Source organism: Streptomyces sp. NPDC004539 (assembly GCF_040610055.1).
Taxonomy (GTDB): domain Bacteria; phylum Actinomycetota; class Actinomycetes; order Streptomycetales; family Streptomycetaceae; genus Streptomyces.
In genome coordinates this window covers 77,454-92,638 of record NZ_JBEXLS010000030.1, presented here as the reverse complement: position 1 = coordinate 92,638, position 15,185 = coordinate 77,454, and the positions used below count along the sequence as shown (strand labels likewise).

The 15,185-nt window shown below is 70.9% G+C and carries 17 protein-coding genes; all 17 read right to left on the bottom strand.

Annotated elements, in window-relative coordinates:
* Positions 1-9: 9 nt before the first annotated feature.
* A complete protein-coding gene (locus ABZX85_RS41840; protein ID WP_355881577.1) occupies positions 10-870 on the bottom strand; it encodes a hypothetical protein in 861 nt (286 codons plus the stop codon).
* 13 nt (positions 871-883) lie between these two features.
* Positions 884-4,852, bottom strand: a complete 3,969-nt coding sequence (locus ABZX85_RS41835; RefSeq protein WP_355881574.1) for a phage tail tape measure protein — start codon at positions 4,850-4,852, stop codon at positions 884-886.
* A gap of 18 nt (positions 4,853-4,870) precedes the next feature.
* Positions 4,871-5,140 carry a hypothetical protein gene (locus ABZX85_RS41830; RefSeq protein ID WP_355881571.1) on the bottom strand — a complete coding sequence of 90 codons (270 nt, stop codon included), beginning with the start codon at positions 5,138-5,140 and terminating at the stop codon, positions 4,871-4,873.
* Positions 5,141-5,178: 38 nt separating this feature from the next.
* Positions 5,179-5,703 carry a hypothetical protein gene (locus ABZX85_RS41825; protein WP_355881568.1) on the bottom strand — a complete coding sequence of 175 codons (525 nt, stop codon included), beginning with the start codon at positions 5,701-5,703 and terminating at the stop codon, positions 5,179-5,181.
* Entirely contained in the window at positions 5,703-6,182 is a 480-nt protein-coding gene (locus ABZX85_RS41820; protein ID WP_355881565.1) for a hypothetical protein, read from the bottom strand. The genes ABZX85_RS41825 and ABZX85_RS41820 overlap by 1 nt, the downstream gene beginning before the upstream one ends.
* A gap of 86 nt (positions 6,183-6,268) precedes the next feature.
* Positions 6,269-6,598 (bottom strand): hypothetical protein, encoded by a 330-nt coding sequence (locus ABZX85_RS41815; RefSeq protein WP_355881562.1) that lies wholly within the window; start codon positions 6,596-6,598, stop codon positions 6,269-6,271.
* A gap of 10 nt (positions 6,599-6,608) precedes the next feature.
* Complete coding sequence (locus ABZX85_RS41810; RefSeq protein ID WP_355881559.1) at positions 6,609-7,022, bottom strand: hypothetical protein; 414 nt, start codon at positions 7,020-7,022, stop codon at positions 6,609-6,611.
* Positions 7,023-7,026: 4 nt separating this feature from the next.
* Entirely contained in the window at positions 7,027-7,428 is a 402-nt protein-coding gene (locus ABZX85_RS41805) for a hypothetical protein (protein ID WP_355881556.1), read from the bottom strand.
* The gene (locus tag ABZX85_RS41800) at positions 7,428-7,838 is read right to left on the bottom strand and encodes a DUF6093 family protein (RefSeq protein WP_355881553.1); all 411 of its coding nucleotides are present in this window, start codon (positions 7,836-7,838) and stop codon (positions 7,428-7,430) included. Before ABZX85_RS41800 ends, ABZX85_RS41805 begins: the two co-directional genes overlap by 1 nt.
* Positions 7,835-8,185 (bottom strand): hypothetical protein, encoded by a 351-nt coding sequence (locus ABZX85_RS41795; RefSeq protein ID WP_355881550.1) that lies wholly within the window; start codon positions 8,183-8,185, stop codon positions 7,835-7,837. The genes ABZX85_RS41800 and ABZX85_RS41795 overlap by 4 nt, the downstream gene beginning before the upstream one ends.
* 9 nt (positions 8,186-8,194) lie before the next feature.
* Positions 8,195-8,524 carry a hypothetical protein gene (locus ABZX85_RS41790; RefSeq protein ID WP_355881547.1) on the bottom strand — a complete coding sequence of 110 codons (330 nt, stop codon included), beginning with the start codon at positions 8,522-8,524 and terminating at the stop codon, positions 8,195-8,197.
* Positions 8,525-8,537: 13 nt separating this feature from the next.
* Positions 8,538-9,494 (bottom strand): DUF5309 family protein, encoded by a 957-nt coding sequence (locus ABZX85_RS41785; protein WP_355881544.1) that lies wholly within the window; start codon positions 9,492-9,494, stop codon positions 8,538-8,540.
* Between the two features lie 43 nt (positions 9,495-9,537).
* Positions 9,538-10,206 carry a hypothetical protein gene (locus tag ABZX85_RS41780; RefSeq protein ID WP_355881541.1) on the bottom strand — a complete coding sequence of 223 codons (669 nt, stop codon included), beginning with the start codon at positions 10,204-10,206 and terminating at the stop codon, positions 9,538-9,540.
* Positions 10,207-10,253: 47 nt separating this feature from the next.
* Entirely contained in the window at positions 10,254-11,339 is a 1,086-nt protein-coding gene (locus ABZX85_RS41775) for a hypothetical protein (RefSeq protein ID WP_355881538.1), read from the bottom strand.
* A gap of 3 nt (positions 11,340-11,342) precedes the next feature.
* A complete protein-coding gene (locus ABZX85_RS41770; protein WP_355881535.1) occupies positions 11,343-12,764 on the bottom strand; it encodes a phage portal protein in 1,422 nt (473 codons plus the stop codon).
* A gap of 13 nt (positions 12,765-12,777) precedes the next feature.
* The gene (locus ABZX85_RS41765; RefSeq protein WP_355881533.1) at positions 12,778-14,427 is read right to left on the bottom strand and encodes a terminase; all 1,650 of its coding nucleotides are present in this window, start codon (positions 14,425-14,427) and stop codon (positions 12,778-12,780) included.
* A 3-nt stretch (positions 14,428-14,430) separates the two neighbouring features.
* A complete protein-coding gene (locus ABZX85_RS41760) occupies positions 14,431-15,036 on the bottom strand; it encodes a hypothetical protein (RefSeq protein WP_355881530.1) in 606 nt (201 codons plus the stop codon).
* Positions 15,037-15,185: the final 149 nt, after the last annotated feature.

Below are 15,185 nucleotides of genomic sequence, written 5' to 3'. Positions count from 1 at the left end.
AGGTGCTCCTCACAGCCAGGCCGACCGCCACCGGGCGGTCAGGAGGGCGGTCGCGTTGTAGGCGGCGGCGGTGAACGCGATGGTCACCGACTCGCCGGGCGGGATCTCCGGCCACTGGCCGGACAGGTAGCGGCGCCGGGACGCGGCCCCGAGCATCACGGTGTGCGCGTCCGTGTCGATCGTCAGGACGTCGCCGGCGCCGAGGGTGTCGGTGTAGGCGAGGGAGCGGACGGTGCCGTCTCCGTAGAGCGCGGCGACGGTCGGTTGCTGCACCGGCCCGGCGATGGTGATCAGCGGCCGGGTGGCGATGCTCCCCCGGTTGGTGGCCGTGATCTGCCCGGACACCGTGGTCGCGCTGATGGTCAGCGGGGGCGCTGCCGGGAGGACCAGGCCGCCGGTGGTGGTGGGCAGGGCCGTCTGCGCGGTCTGTTCGACGGACTCGTAGCGGCGCGGATCGGCCGCCGTCACCAGCACGCTGTACTGCGCGGTGGTGTCGGTCAGGTACTGGATCAGCACCTTGCCCGACCGCCGGACGACCGCCCGCTTGGGGTCCGACTCGTCGACGACGAGCACGGTGTCCGTCAGGCCGGCCGCCGCGCGCAGCCGCTCCATCGCCTCCTCCAGCTGGGCGGTGGACGGGGCCACGATCGTGCCGCCGAGCGTGACGGGCCGCGAACCGAGATAGACGGGCGACGGCCAGGCCCCGTGATCGCCCTCGCGGTCGCTGTACTGCGCCCGGATCTCCGGGCTGTCCCAGCCCTCCAGGGTCTGGAGGTACCAGGCCACCCCCGCGTCGTCGACCGAGCCGAGGGCGACGTCGCCGAGCGTCGCCCCCAGCCCCGCCAGCCTGTTTCCCGGCGTGTACGGCATGCCTGCCCTCCCCTCAGCCGATCCACGCCATGTGGCGGGCGATGTCGGCGGCCTGCTCTGCGGTCGACTGCCGGGCGCCGTTCAGCGTCACGTTGACCGTTCGGGTCGCCTCCTGTGCCGGGGCCGCGGTGCTCGGGCGGCCGGAGCCGTACCGGGCGGCGGGCACCAGTTGGTAGCCGAGCGCGGCGGCCGTCGAGGCGAGCAGGCCCCGTGAGCGCGCCGACCCGTCGTGCGGAATCCACGACTCGGGCACCCCCGCCTCGCCCCCGAGGACCATCTGCGGCCCGGTCAGGATGCCGCCGCGCGCCATCGCCGTACCTCCCTGCTGCACCCACTGCCGGACGAAGGTGTCCTTGTAGGCGGCGGGCAAGCCGCGGATCTGGGCGCGCATCTTCGGGACCAGGGCGCGGATCGTGGCGACGTCGAGCCCGGCGGCGATCAGGTCGGCGTAGCCGCGCCCGGGTGCCCCGCGCAGCGTCGACAGCAAGGTCAGCGCGTTCGCCAGGTCGTCCCCGCTGAGCGTCCCCTGCGCCCCCTGGACCGCTGCGTTGGCTGCAGAGACGTCCTTCGCCGAGCCGGTGACCGCCTGCCGGGCGAGCGCGATCGCCGACGCGTCGCCCTGGGCGGCCAGGGCCTGCGCGAGGTCGCCGAACCCGCGGGCCGCCAGGGTCTGGAGGTCGGCGGCGAACTGGCGGGACTCCTTCGTGGAGGCACCGAGCTGGCGGGTGAAGTCCGCCAGGGTCGTCTTCGCGAACTCCCCGGTCTTCAGCAGCTTCGCGGTGATGTCCCTGAACTGCTTGTCCGAGGCCCCCGCGAGGGCCGCGACGAGGGCGGCGCCGTCCTCGCCCATCGACTCCAGCAGCGACCGGATCTCCTCCCCGCCCCGCTTGCCGATCTTCGTGAGCTGAGCGCGCCACGTCTCGGTCGCCTTCAGGGAGCTGTTCAGCTGCTTCTGGTAGGCGGTCAGGTTGAACGCGCCCGGCGCGGGCGCCCCGGCCTTCAGCCCGAGCTGGGCGTCGAGGGACTTCACCGCCGCGTACGCGGTCGCGGCTTCCTTGCGGGCGGCGTCGCGGTCCTTCTTCGTCGACTTCTTGTCGCGCAGGACCTTGTCGCGCTCCTTGAGCGCGTCCTGGTACTCCTTCCAGGCGTCCCGGAGCTTGCCCACCAGGTCGTCGTACCGCTGCTTGGCGTCCGTCGGGCCACCGAGAACCGGCTGCCCGGACGGCTCGTAGGCGAAGCCGCCCAGCAGACCGCCGGTCGCGAACCGGCCAGCGTTCAGCCGGTCGAACATGGTGACGCCGTACTTCCGGACCGACGACGCCTTGATGACGTACTCGCCGTTGCTGATCAGCGCGGGGATGCTGTCCGACGTCCCCGTCCCGGGGCCCACGACGGGGCCGCCGTCCGGGATGAACTGAACCGGACCGCCGGACGCGCGGCGGATCAGACCACCCTGCGCGTTCGGAGTGACGCCGGGAATGGACTGCTTGCGGACCGTGGTGAGGTACTCGGTGCGGTAGACACCGATCCCGACGGTCGTACCGGTGACCCTGTTGATCGCCCCCTGGATCGCCGAGATGGCGGCCGTGGGCGGCCCCGTCGGGATGGTGATGCTCGCCCGGCCGTCCTTCATGTGGGTCACCCTGAAGCCGATGTCGGTCAGCGCCTTCTCGGCCTGCGAGGTGAGGGCGTTGACGGTCACCGACTTGCCCTTGGTCTCCCGCAGCAGCTTCTGCACGCCTTGGAGATCGGCGACGGCCGACTTCGTGTCGGCCTTCACGGCCGTCGTCGTCGACACCGGCATCTGGAGGTAGGAGGAGAGCAGGTCGTCGACGACGTCCTTGGCGAACCCGGCCGTGAGCATCTGCTGCCGCAGCAGGGAGATGTCCTTCTCCAGTACCTTCTGCCCGGCCTCCTGGGAGCCCTTCTGCTCGCTGATCGCCTGCGCGTGCTCCATCGCGGCCGAAGCGGCGTCCAGGTAAGCCGACTTGACTGCGCGGCCCTTCGCGCTGGTGACGTCGAGGCTTCGGCCGTTGTCCTTCACCGCCTCCGTGAGGTCGGCGAGGGACTGCCGGAAGGAGATCTCGCGCTGGGCGGCGCTGATGTTGACGCCGTTGAGCGCGTTGAGGGAGTCCGCGAGCTTCTCCGCCTCGGACCGCTGGTCCTGGAGCTCGTCGGCCGTCAGCCCGAGCTGTTTCGCGAGCTCCGCCTGGGACGTCGCGCTGGTCTTGGACTGCGTGTCCATGTTCGCGAGCGCGTCGGTGTACTGCGGCATCAGCGTCAGGAGCTTCTCCTTGCTGGTGCCGTCCGCCGCCGCAGCCCCCGCGAGCCGGGTGAAGGCGTCGGACGCGAGCTGGGCGTTGCCCGACTGCGCGAGCTGGGCCAGCGCCTCGTCGACCGCCTTGATCTTGTCGCGGGCCTCCTGGAGAGGCATCTGCGTCTCCGCCAGCCCCTCGGTGATCCCGAAGGTCAGAGAGTTGACGATGTCGGTCGTACGGTCCTGCCAGTTCGGGTGCGCCACACGCTGCACGGCCTCGCCGAACGTGCCCAGGTCGCTGCCCAGCTTGCTGAGGGCCTCGCCCCCGACGTGCCCTGACTTGGCGAGGTCGACCAGGCTGTTCGCCATCTTCGACACCGACGGCGGCGCGTCCTGGAACTCCTTGCGGACCTGCTCGGAGGCGTACGAGATCAGCTCCAGGCTAGCGACCACCAGGCCGACCCTGCCGAGGGTGCCGAGGATCGCCCTCGTACGGGCCGCCGTCATCCCCATGGACGCGAGCGCCGCACGGGTCGCGGCGATCCTGGGAAGCAGCAGGAGGACGCCGGCCGCAGCCAGGGCGGCGGCGCCTCCGATGCCGCTGAACAGGGTGACCGCGTGCTGGAGCGAGGGCGGCAGGTCGTTGTACGCGTTCACCAGCCGGGTGATCCACTGCGTCATCGCCCGCAGCGAGTCGTTCGCCGCTGACCCGGACTCGATCAGGGCGACCTCGATCGCCCCGCGCAGCCGCTCCAGGTCACCGACCAGGTTGTCGGTCTGCGTTGCCGCCATCCGCTGGGCTGCGCCCTGGTCGTCGACCGCGTTGACGTACTTCGTGATGCCCTCGGCGCCCAGCTCGTACAGGATGGTCGCCGACCGCACGGCGTCCGCCCCGAAGATCGTTGCCATGGCGGAATTGCGGGCCTCAGGCGTGAGCTTGGAGAACGAGGTCTTCATGCGAGCGGACAGCTCGGTCAGCCCGACGAACTCGCCCTTCGCGTCGTACGCGCTGAAGCCGATCTGCTCCATCATCATCTTCGCCTCTTTGCTCTGAGGCACGAGACGCTGGAGCATGACCTTCAGGGACGTACCGGCGTCGGAGCCGATCAGGGCGTGGTCGGCGAACGCCGCGAGGGTGCCGACGGTGTCCTCGATGGACAGGCCGGTCTGGTGCGCGAGCAGGCCGCCCATCCGCAGGGACATCGCCAGGCCGTGGACGTCGGCCGCCGACTTGTTCGCGCCGGCGGCGAGGAGGTCGGCGACGTGGGTGACGTCCTTCCCCTTCAGACCGAACGTGTTCATCGCCTGGGCGCTCACGACGGCGGCCTCGGTGAGGTCGACCTGACCGGCCGCCGCGAGCGCGAGGGCTCCCTTGAGCGCGCCGCCGACGATGTCGGCCGTGCTGATGCCGGCGCGCGCCAGCTCGGCCTCCGCGCGGGCCGCCTCCGTCGCCGTGAACGACGTCGTCTTGCCCGCTTCGAGCGCGGCGGAGCGGAGCTTCTTCATCTCCGCGCCGGACGCTTCGGTCACCGCGCGGACGTTGCTGAGCTCCTTGTCGAACTTCGCGGCAGCCGCTGCGGCCACCGCGAACCCGGTGATCAGCGCGGTGCCGACGACCGCCCCGGCGTTGGCCAGCTGCGACGTCTGCCGGGCAGCCTGCCGCATGCTGCGGGTGTACTGGTTGACGTCCGCGACCAGGCGGACGTTGACGGTACGGGTGGCCACAGCTCACCCCCCGTTGCGTTATCGCGTTGTGCGCTCGATCCGGACGTGGAGGCCCTCGGCCTGCCCGCCCTTGTCCTGGTAGGCCCGCACCGTCCGCGCCGACGCGGTGCAGGCGTGGCAGCGGATCAGTTCCGCCTCGTAGCCGAACTCGTTAGCCTGGTCGGTGGCCTCGCCCCAGGGCTGCCGGCACTCCGGGCAGGCGTCGGCCTCCACCTCCAGGAGGGCCAGCGCCCACGCCCGGTCCTCCGGCAGCCACACAGGCTCGCCGTCCCGGACGACGCGCCCCATGAACACCGACCTCGGAACACCCCAGGCCCGCGCGGCTTCTACTTCTCGCCGCCAAGGCCCGCCAGGAGCGCGGAGGCGGCCAACGAGAAAGGGGAGGCGGTCGACGCCGCGTCGTTGTGCACTTCCCACGCGCCGTCGAACAGCTTCTTCTGCTCGCCCTGGTTGACCGCCTCGAACAGCTCGGCAGCCTGCTCGGCGGTCATCTTCGGGTCGACGCACGCGGCGGCGATCAGCGCCTTCGGGAACGTCCGGTCGTCGAACAGCTCGTTCGCGTTCTCCGACGGGTGCGCGGCCAGCAGATCGTGATACGCGCGGTCGCCGATGTAGCGCAGGAGGAACGGGACCTCGGCGGCCTTCGCCGCGTCCCGGGCCGTCTTCAGCTCGGCGGCGATCCGGCGGCCCGGGTGCTCGTCGGCGATGCTCTCCGGCTCCCAGTTCTCCGTGACCCGGGCGAGTTCGTCCGTCAGCCGCTCGACCTCGGACGCCAGATCGCCCCGGACGCACACCTGTACCGTGCGCTGCCGGGGCGTCGCCGCCTTGAGGATCTCCGTGATGTCCGGCATCAGGCCACCGTCGCCGCGGTCGCCGGGGCGTCCGTCACCTTCATCGGCGACACGAACTTCGCTACCTCGTTCGCGGCCGGGCTGGAGTTCTGCGGCTCGCCGCAGGTGATCGGGTAGACCTCCACCTTCTGGCCGGCCGTCCATGCCGTGTCGTAGGCGATCGCCCGGCGCACGACGAGAAATCCCGAGACCCCGTACTTGAGGGTCGTGAACGGGGCGTCGTCGGTCGGGTTGTCGCCGCGCTTGAACGTCAGCTCCGTGTCGAAGCCGACCCGGCCGACGGTCTTGGTGTCGAAGGTGCTCGCCAGCGAGGACGTGTCGACGTCCGCCGTGGACGGGTCGAGCTTGAGGCCGTCCGGGGTGATGCGTTTGGTGTAGTCGGCCGCCGCCGTCAGCTCGGCGGCGGTGGGCGCGTTGATGTTCGCGATGGCGGTGGCCCACGCCACGCGGGTCTTGCCGTCGCTGATCAGGTCAGCCATGAGAGTCCCTCCAGGGCACGAAGAAAGCCCTGGCCTGAGCGCAGGGCGGCGAAAGTGAGACCCGTGGGTCTCGGTTCTCGGAAGGATCAGATCCGCAGGGAGGCGACCGTGACGGACGCGCTCGCGCTGTAGCCGACGGCGCACAGGCCGTCCGCCGGGGACTGGAGGAGATCCGGCTGGAGCGGGCCGATCATCCGTTCCCCGGACGCCGGGACGGCGATCGTCAAGTTCGAGACGGCCTGCCCCCGTACGGACGCGGTCGCGGTGAGCGTCACCGTCACCGACGACGCGGAGCCGTTCTTGACGTGCAGGAAGTTCCGGTCGCCGACCGAGCACTTGTCTCCGCCGGCCGCCGCCGAGACATAGGCGGGGTTCAGCCCGGCAAGGGCGACGACCTGGGTGGTCAGGGTGGCCATGAGTCCTCCATCAGGCGGGAGTTGAGCAGATCCGGTACTGGACCGGTACGTAGAAGACAGGCGGGGTGACGTCGTCGTCCCGCTGGACGGGAGGCCCGCCGAGGTCCTCGGCGGGCCAGCAGATCCGGCCCTCGACCTCCAGGGGTGCGGCGAGGGCCCGCCGTACGCGGTCGGCGACCCACAGGGCCCGTACGACGTCGCTGCCGACGCAGGTGACCTGCATGGTGGAGTCCAGGCCGGTGCGGTCGTCGGCGAGGGAGGATCGCACCGCCATGCCCGCGTCCGGGTAGAGGACCGCGAACTTGTCCGGCGGCACCCAGCCCGCGTCGGTGGGCGCACCGCCCAGGTACACGGTGAGGCCGATCGCCTCCAGCGCGGCCTGGACGGCGTCCATGTGCGGGAGAACGTCCGGAGGGGTGCTCACCGGCTCACCACCAGGCCAGCCCGCGCGCGGCCAGCAGCTCCATCTGCGCGATGAACCGCGGCAGTTCGGCGTCCAGGGCCCGGCCGCCGTCCCGGTGCGGCGGGTTCTTCACGGACCCGTACTCCAGCAGGTTGCCCAGAGCGCCCTGGGTGCCCCCCTTGTCCGGGCCGATCGTCGCCGCCCAGACGTCCGGCCCGTACGCGGCGACGTCGAAACCCACCGTGCGCGGGTAGAGCTTGCCCGCGTGCTTGCGCCCGCTGGCGCGGGCGTTGTTGCGCCAGTCGTTCTTCACGTTGAGCGCCCCCCGGACGACGACCTGACGGGCGTCCCGGCGGAGACGCGGGATGCTGCGGACCAGGTGGCGCTCCAGGCGGCGGACGTCGCGTGTGTCGAAGCGTGCGTTCATCAGGACCGGTCCTCCGTACTCAGGCGCCAGGCCGTGGCCTGCGCGCCGAACTGTGCGCCGATCACCCACAGCACCAGGCCCGTCATACGGGCGTCTTCGGAGATGACGACCTCCACCCGCATCCCGGGCAGGACCCGGGTCCCTGCGGGCAGGACGGTGTCCCAGGGCAGGGACACCTGGTACTCCAGGAGTTCGATGTTGCGGTCGGCGGCCTGAGTGTCCTCGCCGGACGCCTGGGCGATCGGCTTCACTCGGCCCGTTCCCTCGTACAGCGTGGTCTTCGCCCCGGGCACCGTGGTGCCGGTGGCCCGGTCGAAGGAGTCCGGAGCCTGCGCGTACAGGCGGACCGTGTCCCGCATGCGGGCTTTCGCCGCGGCCCGGCCTGCGGCGAGGACACCGTCGGTGTTCACGGCGCCCCCTGGACGATGCTGAACGCGCGACCGCCGGGCCGCGAGGTCAGCTCGTCCGCCTCGTCCTCCGACAGGTACACCTCGCCGGTGGAGCGTGCCGAGTCGACGGTGTAGGCGTAGTCGTCGATGGATTCCTGCCGCTTGCCGTCCGGGTTGGACAGCACCCGCAGGACCATCGCGCAGCACACCTTCTTCGACACGGCGGTCGGTGCGGTTGCGTACTGGGGGAACCGGGCCAGGATCAGGGCGCTCGCGTCTTCGAGCCAGGCGGTCGCCCGCCGGGTCTCGGCGTCGGTCAGGTCACGGCCGAGGCGGTCCTCCAGGTCGGTCAGAGTCGCCAGGGCCATCGCTGCCTCCTACTGCTGCGGGGTGGTGCCGGCGTACTGCTCTGCCAGTTCGTCCCGGGAGGCAGCGGCGGCCTGGAGGGGATCGGCGCCACAGGCCACAGCCCACGTCACCCAGTCCTCCTTGGACGCGCTCTTGGCCGGTGCCTTCGCCTCGGGCGGCCGACCGGCCTTCTCCGAGGACTTGACCTCGGAGATCCCCTCTTCCTCCGGCAGAGCACGCAGCCGCTTGACGACTGCGGCGTCGGCGGTATCGAACCGGCCGTCCTTGAACCGGGCCCAGATGCCGGTGCCGTCCTGGAGGGTCAGGTGCGGGTACCGGGTGCTCTCGAACGTCGCCATGACGTGAGTCTCCTTACGAGAGGTCCTTGATGATGCCGTGGTACGACTCGGCCCCGTACTCCAGACCGACCTCCCCGTACAGCTGCCACTTCTCCGAGGCGCCGGTCTTGGCGAGCGGTTCGGCGAACAGCAGGCCCTTGCCGGGGATCTCCAGCCACACGGGGACGCAGACGGAGAGGTCGACGACGGCGATCTGCCCGGCGGGCATCCACCGGTTGAGCATGACGCCGAAGGTGCCGAAGTCGGTGACGAGCGTGTCGATGGAGACGCCGCCGATGTTGCGGGTCATCGTCGGCTGGTTCAGCGTCGCCGTGCTGTACAGGTTCGACAGGTTCACCTTCTGCCCCGGGCCCGTCATGAAGACGGTGGAGTCCTGCGGCAGCTTCGCGCCGGAGGCGAACATCGCGGCCAGCTGCGCGTCGACGATGGCCTTCGTCAGAGCGCGAGGGGTGCCGCCGTTGGCGTTCACGTTGGTCGTGATCGCCGTGAGCAGGCCGCGCGTACGGCGGGCTGTCGCGTTGTTCGCGGGCTTCTGGTAGGCGCCGGAGAGAAACGACATCTCGACGTCGACGGCCATCGACTCCAGCTCGGCGGAGATCTGCGTGGTCAGCTCGTCGTCGACCGCGCCGTCGTCGGAGCCGATGTTGATCCCGGAGTACATGCCGGTCGCGGCCTGCTTGGTGTACGACACCTCGACCGCGGACTGGTGGATCTCGACGACGTTGGAGACGGCCGACCGCGACCGTGCGACACCGGTCGGGGCGGTGTTGCCTTCGACGACGGAGTTGTTCGCGGTCGACGTGCGGCGGTCGACGGTCTGCCACTCGAACTCGACCGACTTGGTGCGCTTGCCGCCGGACAGGCCGCCGATCGCGGCGAGGAACGGCGTCTCGGTCGGCGTGACCGTGTAGAGCTGTCCGTGGTAGTTCGGCAGGTTGTAGGTCGTACCCTGCCCGGTGACTGCGGCCATGGCCGCTCCTTTCTCGGAGTGAGGGACCGGCCCGGGGCCTGCCCTACTTGGTGGGGGTCTTCAGCTCGCGCAACTGCTGCGTCTTCAGCGCGAGCGCGAGACGGTTGTTGCCGGCCTTCTCCGCCTCGGCGATCTGCTGTGCCAGGTTGGGCACGCTTCCAGGCCGGGCACCCTGAGCCGGGTCCGGGCGCGGCGTCCGCGGCCCCGGATCGGCGGCTGCCCAGTGAGGCTTGCGGGCAAGCAGGTCGTCCAGGGCCGTGGTGATGGCGTCAGCGTCGACCGCCCCGGCCTCTGTGAGGTAGGAGCCGCCCTTCAGCGCCTCCACCGCGTCCAACGGGTCCTGGAAACGGCCAGCGGCCAGAGCCTCGACCTTCGACGAAACGGCGAGCCGGGTGGCCGACTCGGCGCGCTCGTTCGCCGCCTTCAGCGCGTCGGCCTGCTTCTCCGCCTCGGTCTTGTCGCGGTCCTCGAACTCTTTGAGCCGGGCCGCCTGGTCCTTGTTCTGCTGCTCGGCGTCCTTGGCCCGCTTCTTCCATTCGGCGAGGGCCTTCTCCCCGGCCGGTCCGAGTGCGGGGTCGCCCTCCGGGGGCTTGCCCGGGTCCCCGGCCGGGGCGGGCGGAGGAGTCGGGGGTGCGGGCGGGTCGGTCGGTCCGGGGCCGGGTGCCGGAGGGTTGCCCGTCGGCGGGGTGGTCGGGTCCGGAGGCGTGCTCATATCTGCTCCCGTTGCAGGAGGTCGGGACCGTCGGCGTTGCACCGAGGTCAGGTCAGGTAGCCGAAGCGCTTCAGAAGGCGGACGGCGTCCTCACGGCTCTCGGCGAGCCGGAAGATCTCTTCGGGCATCAGGCGCGGAGTGCGCAGCTCGAACCGGGGCAGGCCGCGCCGGACTTCGATACGGTCGCGGGCGAACCGGATGCCGGTCCGCTGCTCGGTTCGAGCCCTCTCCTGCCGGTAAAAGGCACCGCGGCGGGTGGCGCCCTCCGTCGTGGCCTGCACGCGCCGGCCGTAGGCCGTCATGGTCTGCATGCCGCGCCGGGCATTGACGACCTGCGCCATGTCGGCGCCCTCGCGGATCGCGCGGGCGCCCGCCTCGCCGAACACCCTGTCCTGCTCCGCCCGGGACAGCCCGGTGAAGTAGGCCCGGGGGCTGATGAACCCGGGGGGCGTGCTGCCGGGCCGGGTCGTCGGCGTGAAGCTGTCACCGTGCAGGCGCCCCCGGTGCTGGTTACGGGCGATCAGCGTGGTCGGCAGGTGGATGCAGTCGCACCGCGGGTGCCGCTGGAACCCCGTGTTCCAGCCGAACTCCTTGCCCGCGAGGATCACGCACCGGGAGCACGCGGGAGGCTGTACCACCCGCACATAGCCCTGGATCGTGCGCCGACCCGCCATCGCGGCCTGGACCCCGCCACGCCCGGCGTCGGAGACCTGGGTGGCCGTGATCCGCAGTGCGCTCGCCAGCGACCCCCGGAACGCGTCCTCCATGGACTGACCGGCCAGCAGCCGGACCTTCCAGTCGATGACCGGCTGGTAGAGCAGCGACACCAGCGGACGCCCGTCCGAGGCGACTCCCGCCAACGCGGCCGGGACCACGCGCCCCGCGGCTGCCGGTTCGGCTCCCTCGGCCGCAATCACGGCGTCCAGATACGGATCGGCAAGACGAGCGGCCTGGGTCTGGGCATCAGTGACAGCCGCCACCAGCAGCGGCGCCAGCTGCTCCCACGAGCCGCTGATGTCCTGCCGGTTGAGCTGCCGCCATACCGCCTGGACCCTGTTCACCGCCAGGCGCACCACGATCTGCTGACGCCGATGCTGCTCCAGGGCGACGGCGCGCACCGCAGCATCCACCACGGCCTACGCCTCCGGAGCCGGAAGCGGGAGAGGCAGGCCCGGGTCCGCCGGCGCCTTGGGCCCGTACCCGGCGGCGAAGTCGCCGCCGACAGCCCGCTGGAGAGCGTCGGCGTCCATCCTCCGCATCCGCTCCCGTTGTACCGCCGTGTAGCCGAGATCCTCGCGGCCCTGCTCGATAGGAAGCACGCCCACCTGCACCAGCTTCACCACGGCGTCGGCCTTCTGCGCGTACGTCGGTGTCGACGGATCGCGCCACAGCGTCTCCAGCCGGGTCGCCCGAGGGTCCCACTCGCCGTCACGAATCCTCAGGATCAGCTGGTTCATCCGCTCGTACGAGCCGCTGCGGGTGCGCTCCCTGCGCTCCGCCCGCTTCACCAGGCGTGTCTCTGCCGAGCGGATCGCGTCCGCCGAGGGCGGGTTGTTCGTGTCCAGGCCCAGGAAATGCGGTGGCTGTCCGGACAGCGCGGCCACCAGCCGGGCCAGCAGCTCGATCGTGCTGTGGAAGTTGGACAGCTGCGCCTCGGGGAACTGGACGACGTCCGCCCCGTCGTCGCCGCCCTTGCGCTTGGTCATTGCCCAGATACGGCCGGCCAGCCGCGACCACACCGAAACCTTGTTGCCGTTGGCGTCGACGAAGTCCTCCTCGTCCACGCCGAACGCCACGCGGCGCGGCATCGCGTGATACTCCGCCGACACCATCATGTCCGTGGCGATCTTGCAGGCGGCGTCCGAGATCGGGATGACGTCGGCGAGTTCCGAGACGCCGCCGGGCTGCATCACCCGGGGCCGGTTCACCATCGGTACGACGGGCACCTCTCCGAGCTTGTGCTCGTCGCGTTCCGTCTCCTTCCAGCTGGTCGCCGACGTCTGCTCGTAGTAGACGGTCTTGTCCGGCAGGTAGAGCGCGGCGTACCGGTCGGTGATCGCGTCCGTCAGCGGGTCCTGCTCGTGCCACCGCTTCAGCGCCGCCCGTACCGCCCGGGTGCGCGGGTCCCAGTCGACCTGCATCTGGAGCGGCGACTCGACCGTCACCAGCGGCGTCGCGGCGTCCTTCTCGTTCGTGCCGACCACCAGGAAGGAGCGCCGCATCACCAGTGAGTCGACGTTGGCCTGCTGGGACTTCTCGTCCATCCCGTTGGCCTGCCAGATCTTCCACAGGTCGTCTGCGGCGGCTTCGTCGTCGGCGTACCGGAACCCCTCGACGTCCATGCGCTCGTCGAGGGCGTCGACGACCAGGCGGGGCCAGTTGATGACGACCTGCTTCAGCTGCTCGCCGAGTTCTTCCAGCAGCTCCGGGTGGAGGTAGGCGAGTGGCTGCTTGCCCTCGTAGTAGCGGTTCAGTTCCTCCAGCCCCGGCTTGAGGCCGTCATGTACACGGGCGAGGTAGGCGACCCACTCGAAGGGTTCGCGGTCCTTGGCCTGCACAGCGCACCCCCTTCTACAGGACGATGACCTTCGACTTCGGCCGCTGCTTGTTCTGACCTGCCGCGATGGCGTCCAGGTACGCCTCCCACGACAGGCACCCGGCCATCGCGCCGTCCATCGACAGCGGCGACTGGTGGCGCTCCTTCTCGATGATCCACAGCGGCTGTCCCTGCTCGTCGAGCATCTTCAGCACCTTCTTGCGGGCGTTGCCGATGTGCTTGGCGAGAGTGGGGTCACCGGAGTGGGTGAGGGTGCCGGACTGCATGGCGCCCTTGTACGCCTTCAGCGAGTACGCCATCGCCTTCAGCCGGTTCGTCCACCACTCCGTGACCCGCTTCTCGCCCCAACGCCCCTTCCACAGGCTGAACATGCCCTCCCAGTACGGAGGGTCCCCGTAGAAGCGGACCACGTCCCACGTGCGGAACGCCTCCACGAGCACGGCGTCGACCTCGTCCTCGGGACACTTCCAGCCGGGGCCGCCGGGGTCGTTGGCCCCGGGCGGGCACTCCCAGATACCCAGCGGCCACTGGAAACCGGTCGCGAGATGCGTCGCGACCAGGGCTGTAGCGTCCCGGAACTGCGCGCCGTCGAACCCGATCACGATCCGCTCGCCCTTGGGCGGCAACGGCATGTCCGGGCGGGCCAGCTCCGTCCACCGCTCGACCGAGAATGCCTGCCTTCCGGCCTGCACACGCCGGTTCAGCCACACGCGCTCCCAGTAGGCCCGGTCGGTGTCCGGCGCGTTGTACAGAGCCACGATCGCGTCGACCTGGCCCTCGAAGTCCGGCCACGCCGCGATCGACGGCCCCGACGCCTCCCGGACTGCGGCCCGGATCGTCTCCTCGTCGAAGAGGTCCTCGTCCGGCCGCGGAGCGGCCTCGCGGTGGAAGAAGAACAGCGTCCGGTCCTTCGACTTGCCCGCCGCGACCAGCTCGGCGAACTCGTGCGTGCCCTGCGCGACACTGTCCTCGCCGGGCGTGTAGGTGGTCGTCGTCTCCAGCGACCACGGATCGAACAGCATGATCTTCGGGATGTTCGCCAGCATCGTCCCGTGCGCGTCACGGTGCCTCGGCAGAGTGAAACGGTGGGTCTCGTCGAAGTGCTGGAACGTCGTGCGGGCGCCGTCCCTGGAATCCGGGCTGGAGGCGAGGGCGACCGCCCGGCCCCGTCCGTCCCACCGCATGATGCGGTCCAGGCCGGGATCGAAGAGGTCGGCGTCCGGGCCCTCGGTGACCATCACGTACAGGGCGCCGTAGGCCAGTTCCTCGGTCTGCTCCTCGGTGTACGCCACCATCGGGATGTACGGGTCCGACACCGGCACCCCGACCGGCTCGCCGTACGCGTCGAACCCGTCGCACCGCACCGGGCCGTCCGGGTGGAGCTCGGCGAACGCGACCGCCGCCGCCAGCTCGGTCTTCGCGGTGCCCTTGCGGACACTGAGCCCGACCCGCTTGAACCGCCGCTTCCCCGCGCGCGGGTGTCCCTGCGGGTACACCTCGTACCAGCGGTAGATCAGCCCCCGCTTCTCCGGGTCCAGCACGTAGGGCTGCCCACGCAGGGCCCCCGGGCCGTGAACGGCGCGCTCCTCGATGAGGTCGCAGACCTGAGGTCCCAGCGTCGGCCACGGTTCGGCGTCCGGCGCCGGGACCATCAGAACGCCCACGGCCTACTCCACCACGTGCAGAGCGGCCCGAGGGTCGTCCGGCCGGCGCCCCCCGGACACGGGCCTCCGCCGGGGACGAGCCGTCCGCTCGTCCTCGTCCGCCGACACCACCTTCCAGCGCAGCCGCAGCATCGCCAGCGGCGTCAGCCCCAGCCGGTCACCGAGCTGCCGGGCTTCCTTGGACGCGTCCAGGTCGCCCTGCTCGGCGCGCGCCTTCCACCGGACGTACTGTGCGACCTCACGGAGCCATCCCGCCCGCTCCCACTCCACGGCCTGAGGCAGAGCCCACAGTTGCTTCCACAGTTCGGCTTCCACCTGTTCCTGCGAGGTGAGTTGGCCGGTGAGGATCGCGGCGGCTTCGCGGGTCGCATCCGCCTTGCGCTGGACAGTGGCTCGGCGGCGGCCGGTGAGATCGGGATCAGCAAGGGACAGTTCGAGTTCGTCGGCGGTGCGCTGCGCCGCGTCGCGCTGGGTCTGGAGCGCGATGTCCCCCAGGAGCGGCCAGGCGGGCGGTTCGCCGCCTCGTCCGGCGGCGGGCAGTTCGACCATGGCCACGGTGGCGTTGCGCCGCCGGGCGTTCGGCTTCGGAGCAGGGCCCATACCGGCCATGCCGATCACCCCCACAGTGCCGTTGCGGCACATCGGAAGAGGCCCGGCTGTTGCAGCCGGGCGCGGTTACGTTATGTGGCGCTGACCCCTGCCTGTGGCCCTCCCAGACCCGTACAGACAGACAGCTCCCTCCCCGGCGGTCCTCCAAA

What these genes read in the sequence shown, in the direction of transcription:
- ABZX85_RS41760 (WP_355881530.1), bottom strand. Translation starts at nt 15,036, where the DNA reads ATGGCCGGTATGGGCCCTGCTCCGAAGCCGAACGCCCGGCGGCGCAAC.
- ABZX85_RS41815 (WP_355881562.1), bottom strand. Translation starts at nt 6,598, where the DNA reads ATGGCCACCCTGACCACCCAGGTCGTCGCCCTTGCCGGGCTGAACCCC.
- ABZX85_RS41805 (WP_355881556.1), bottom strand. Translation starts at nt 7,428, where the DNA reads ATGAACGCACGCTTCGACACACGCGACGTCCGCCGCCTGGAGCGCCAC.
- ABZX85_RS41780 (WP_355881541.1), bottom strand. Translation starts at nt 10,206, where the DNA reads ATGAGCACGCCTCCGGACCCGACCACCCCGCCGACGGGCAACCCTCCG.
- ABZX85_RS41790 (WP_355881547.1), bottom strand. Translation starts at nt 8,524, where the DNA reads ATGGCGACGTTCGAGAGCACCCGGTACCCGCACCTGACCCTCCAGGAC.
- ABZX85_RS41795 (WP_355881550.1), bottom strand. Translation starts at nt 8,185, where the DNA reads ATGGCCCTGGCGACTCTGACCGACCTGGAGGACCGCCTCGGCCGTGAC.
- ABZX85_RS41840 (WP_355881577.1), bottom strand. Translation starts at nt 870, where the DNA reads ATGCCGTACACGCCGGGAAACAGGCTGGCGGGGCTGGGGGCGACGCTC.
- ABZX85_RS41785 (WP_355881544.1), bottom strand. Translation starts at nt 9,494, where the DNA reads ATGGCCGCAGTCACCGGGCAGGGTACGACCTACAACCTGCCGAACTAC.
- ABZX85_RS41825 (WP_355881568.1), bottom strand. Translation starts at nt 5,703, where the DNA reads ATGCCGGACATCACGGAGATCCTCAAGGCGGCGACGCCCCGGCAGCGC.
- ABZX85_RS41820 (WP_355881565.1), bottom strand. Translation starts at nt 6,182, where the DNA reads ATGGCTGACCTGATCAGCGACGGCAAGACCCGCGTGGCGTGGGCCACC.
- ABZX85_RS41830 (WP_355881571.1), bottom strand. Translation starts at nt 5,140, where the DNA reads ATGGGGCGCGTCGTCCGGGACGGCGAGCCTGTGTGGCTGCCGGAGGAC.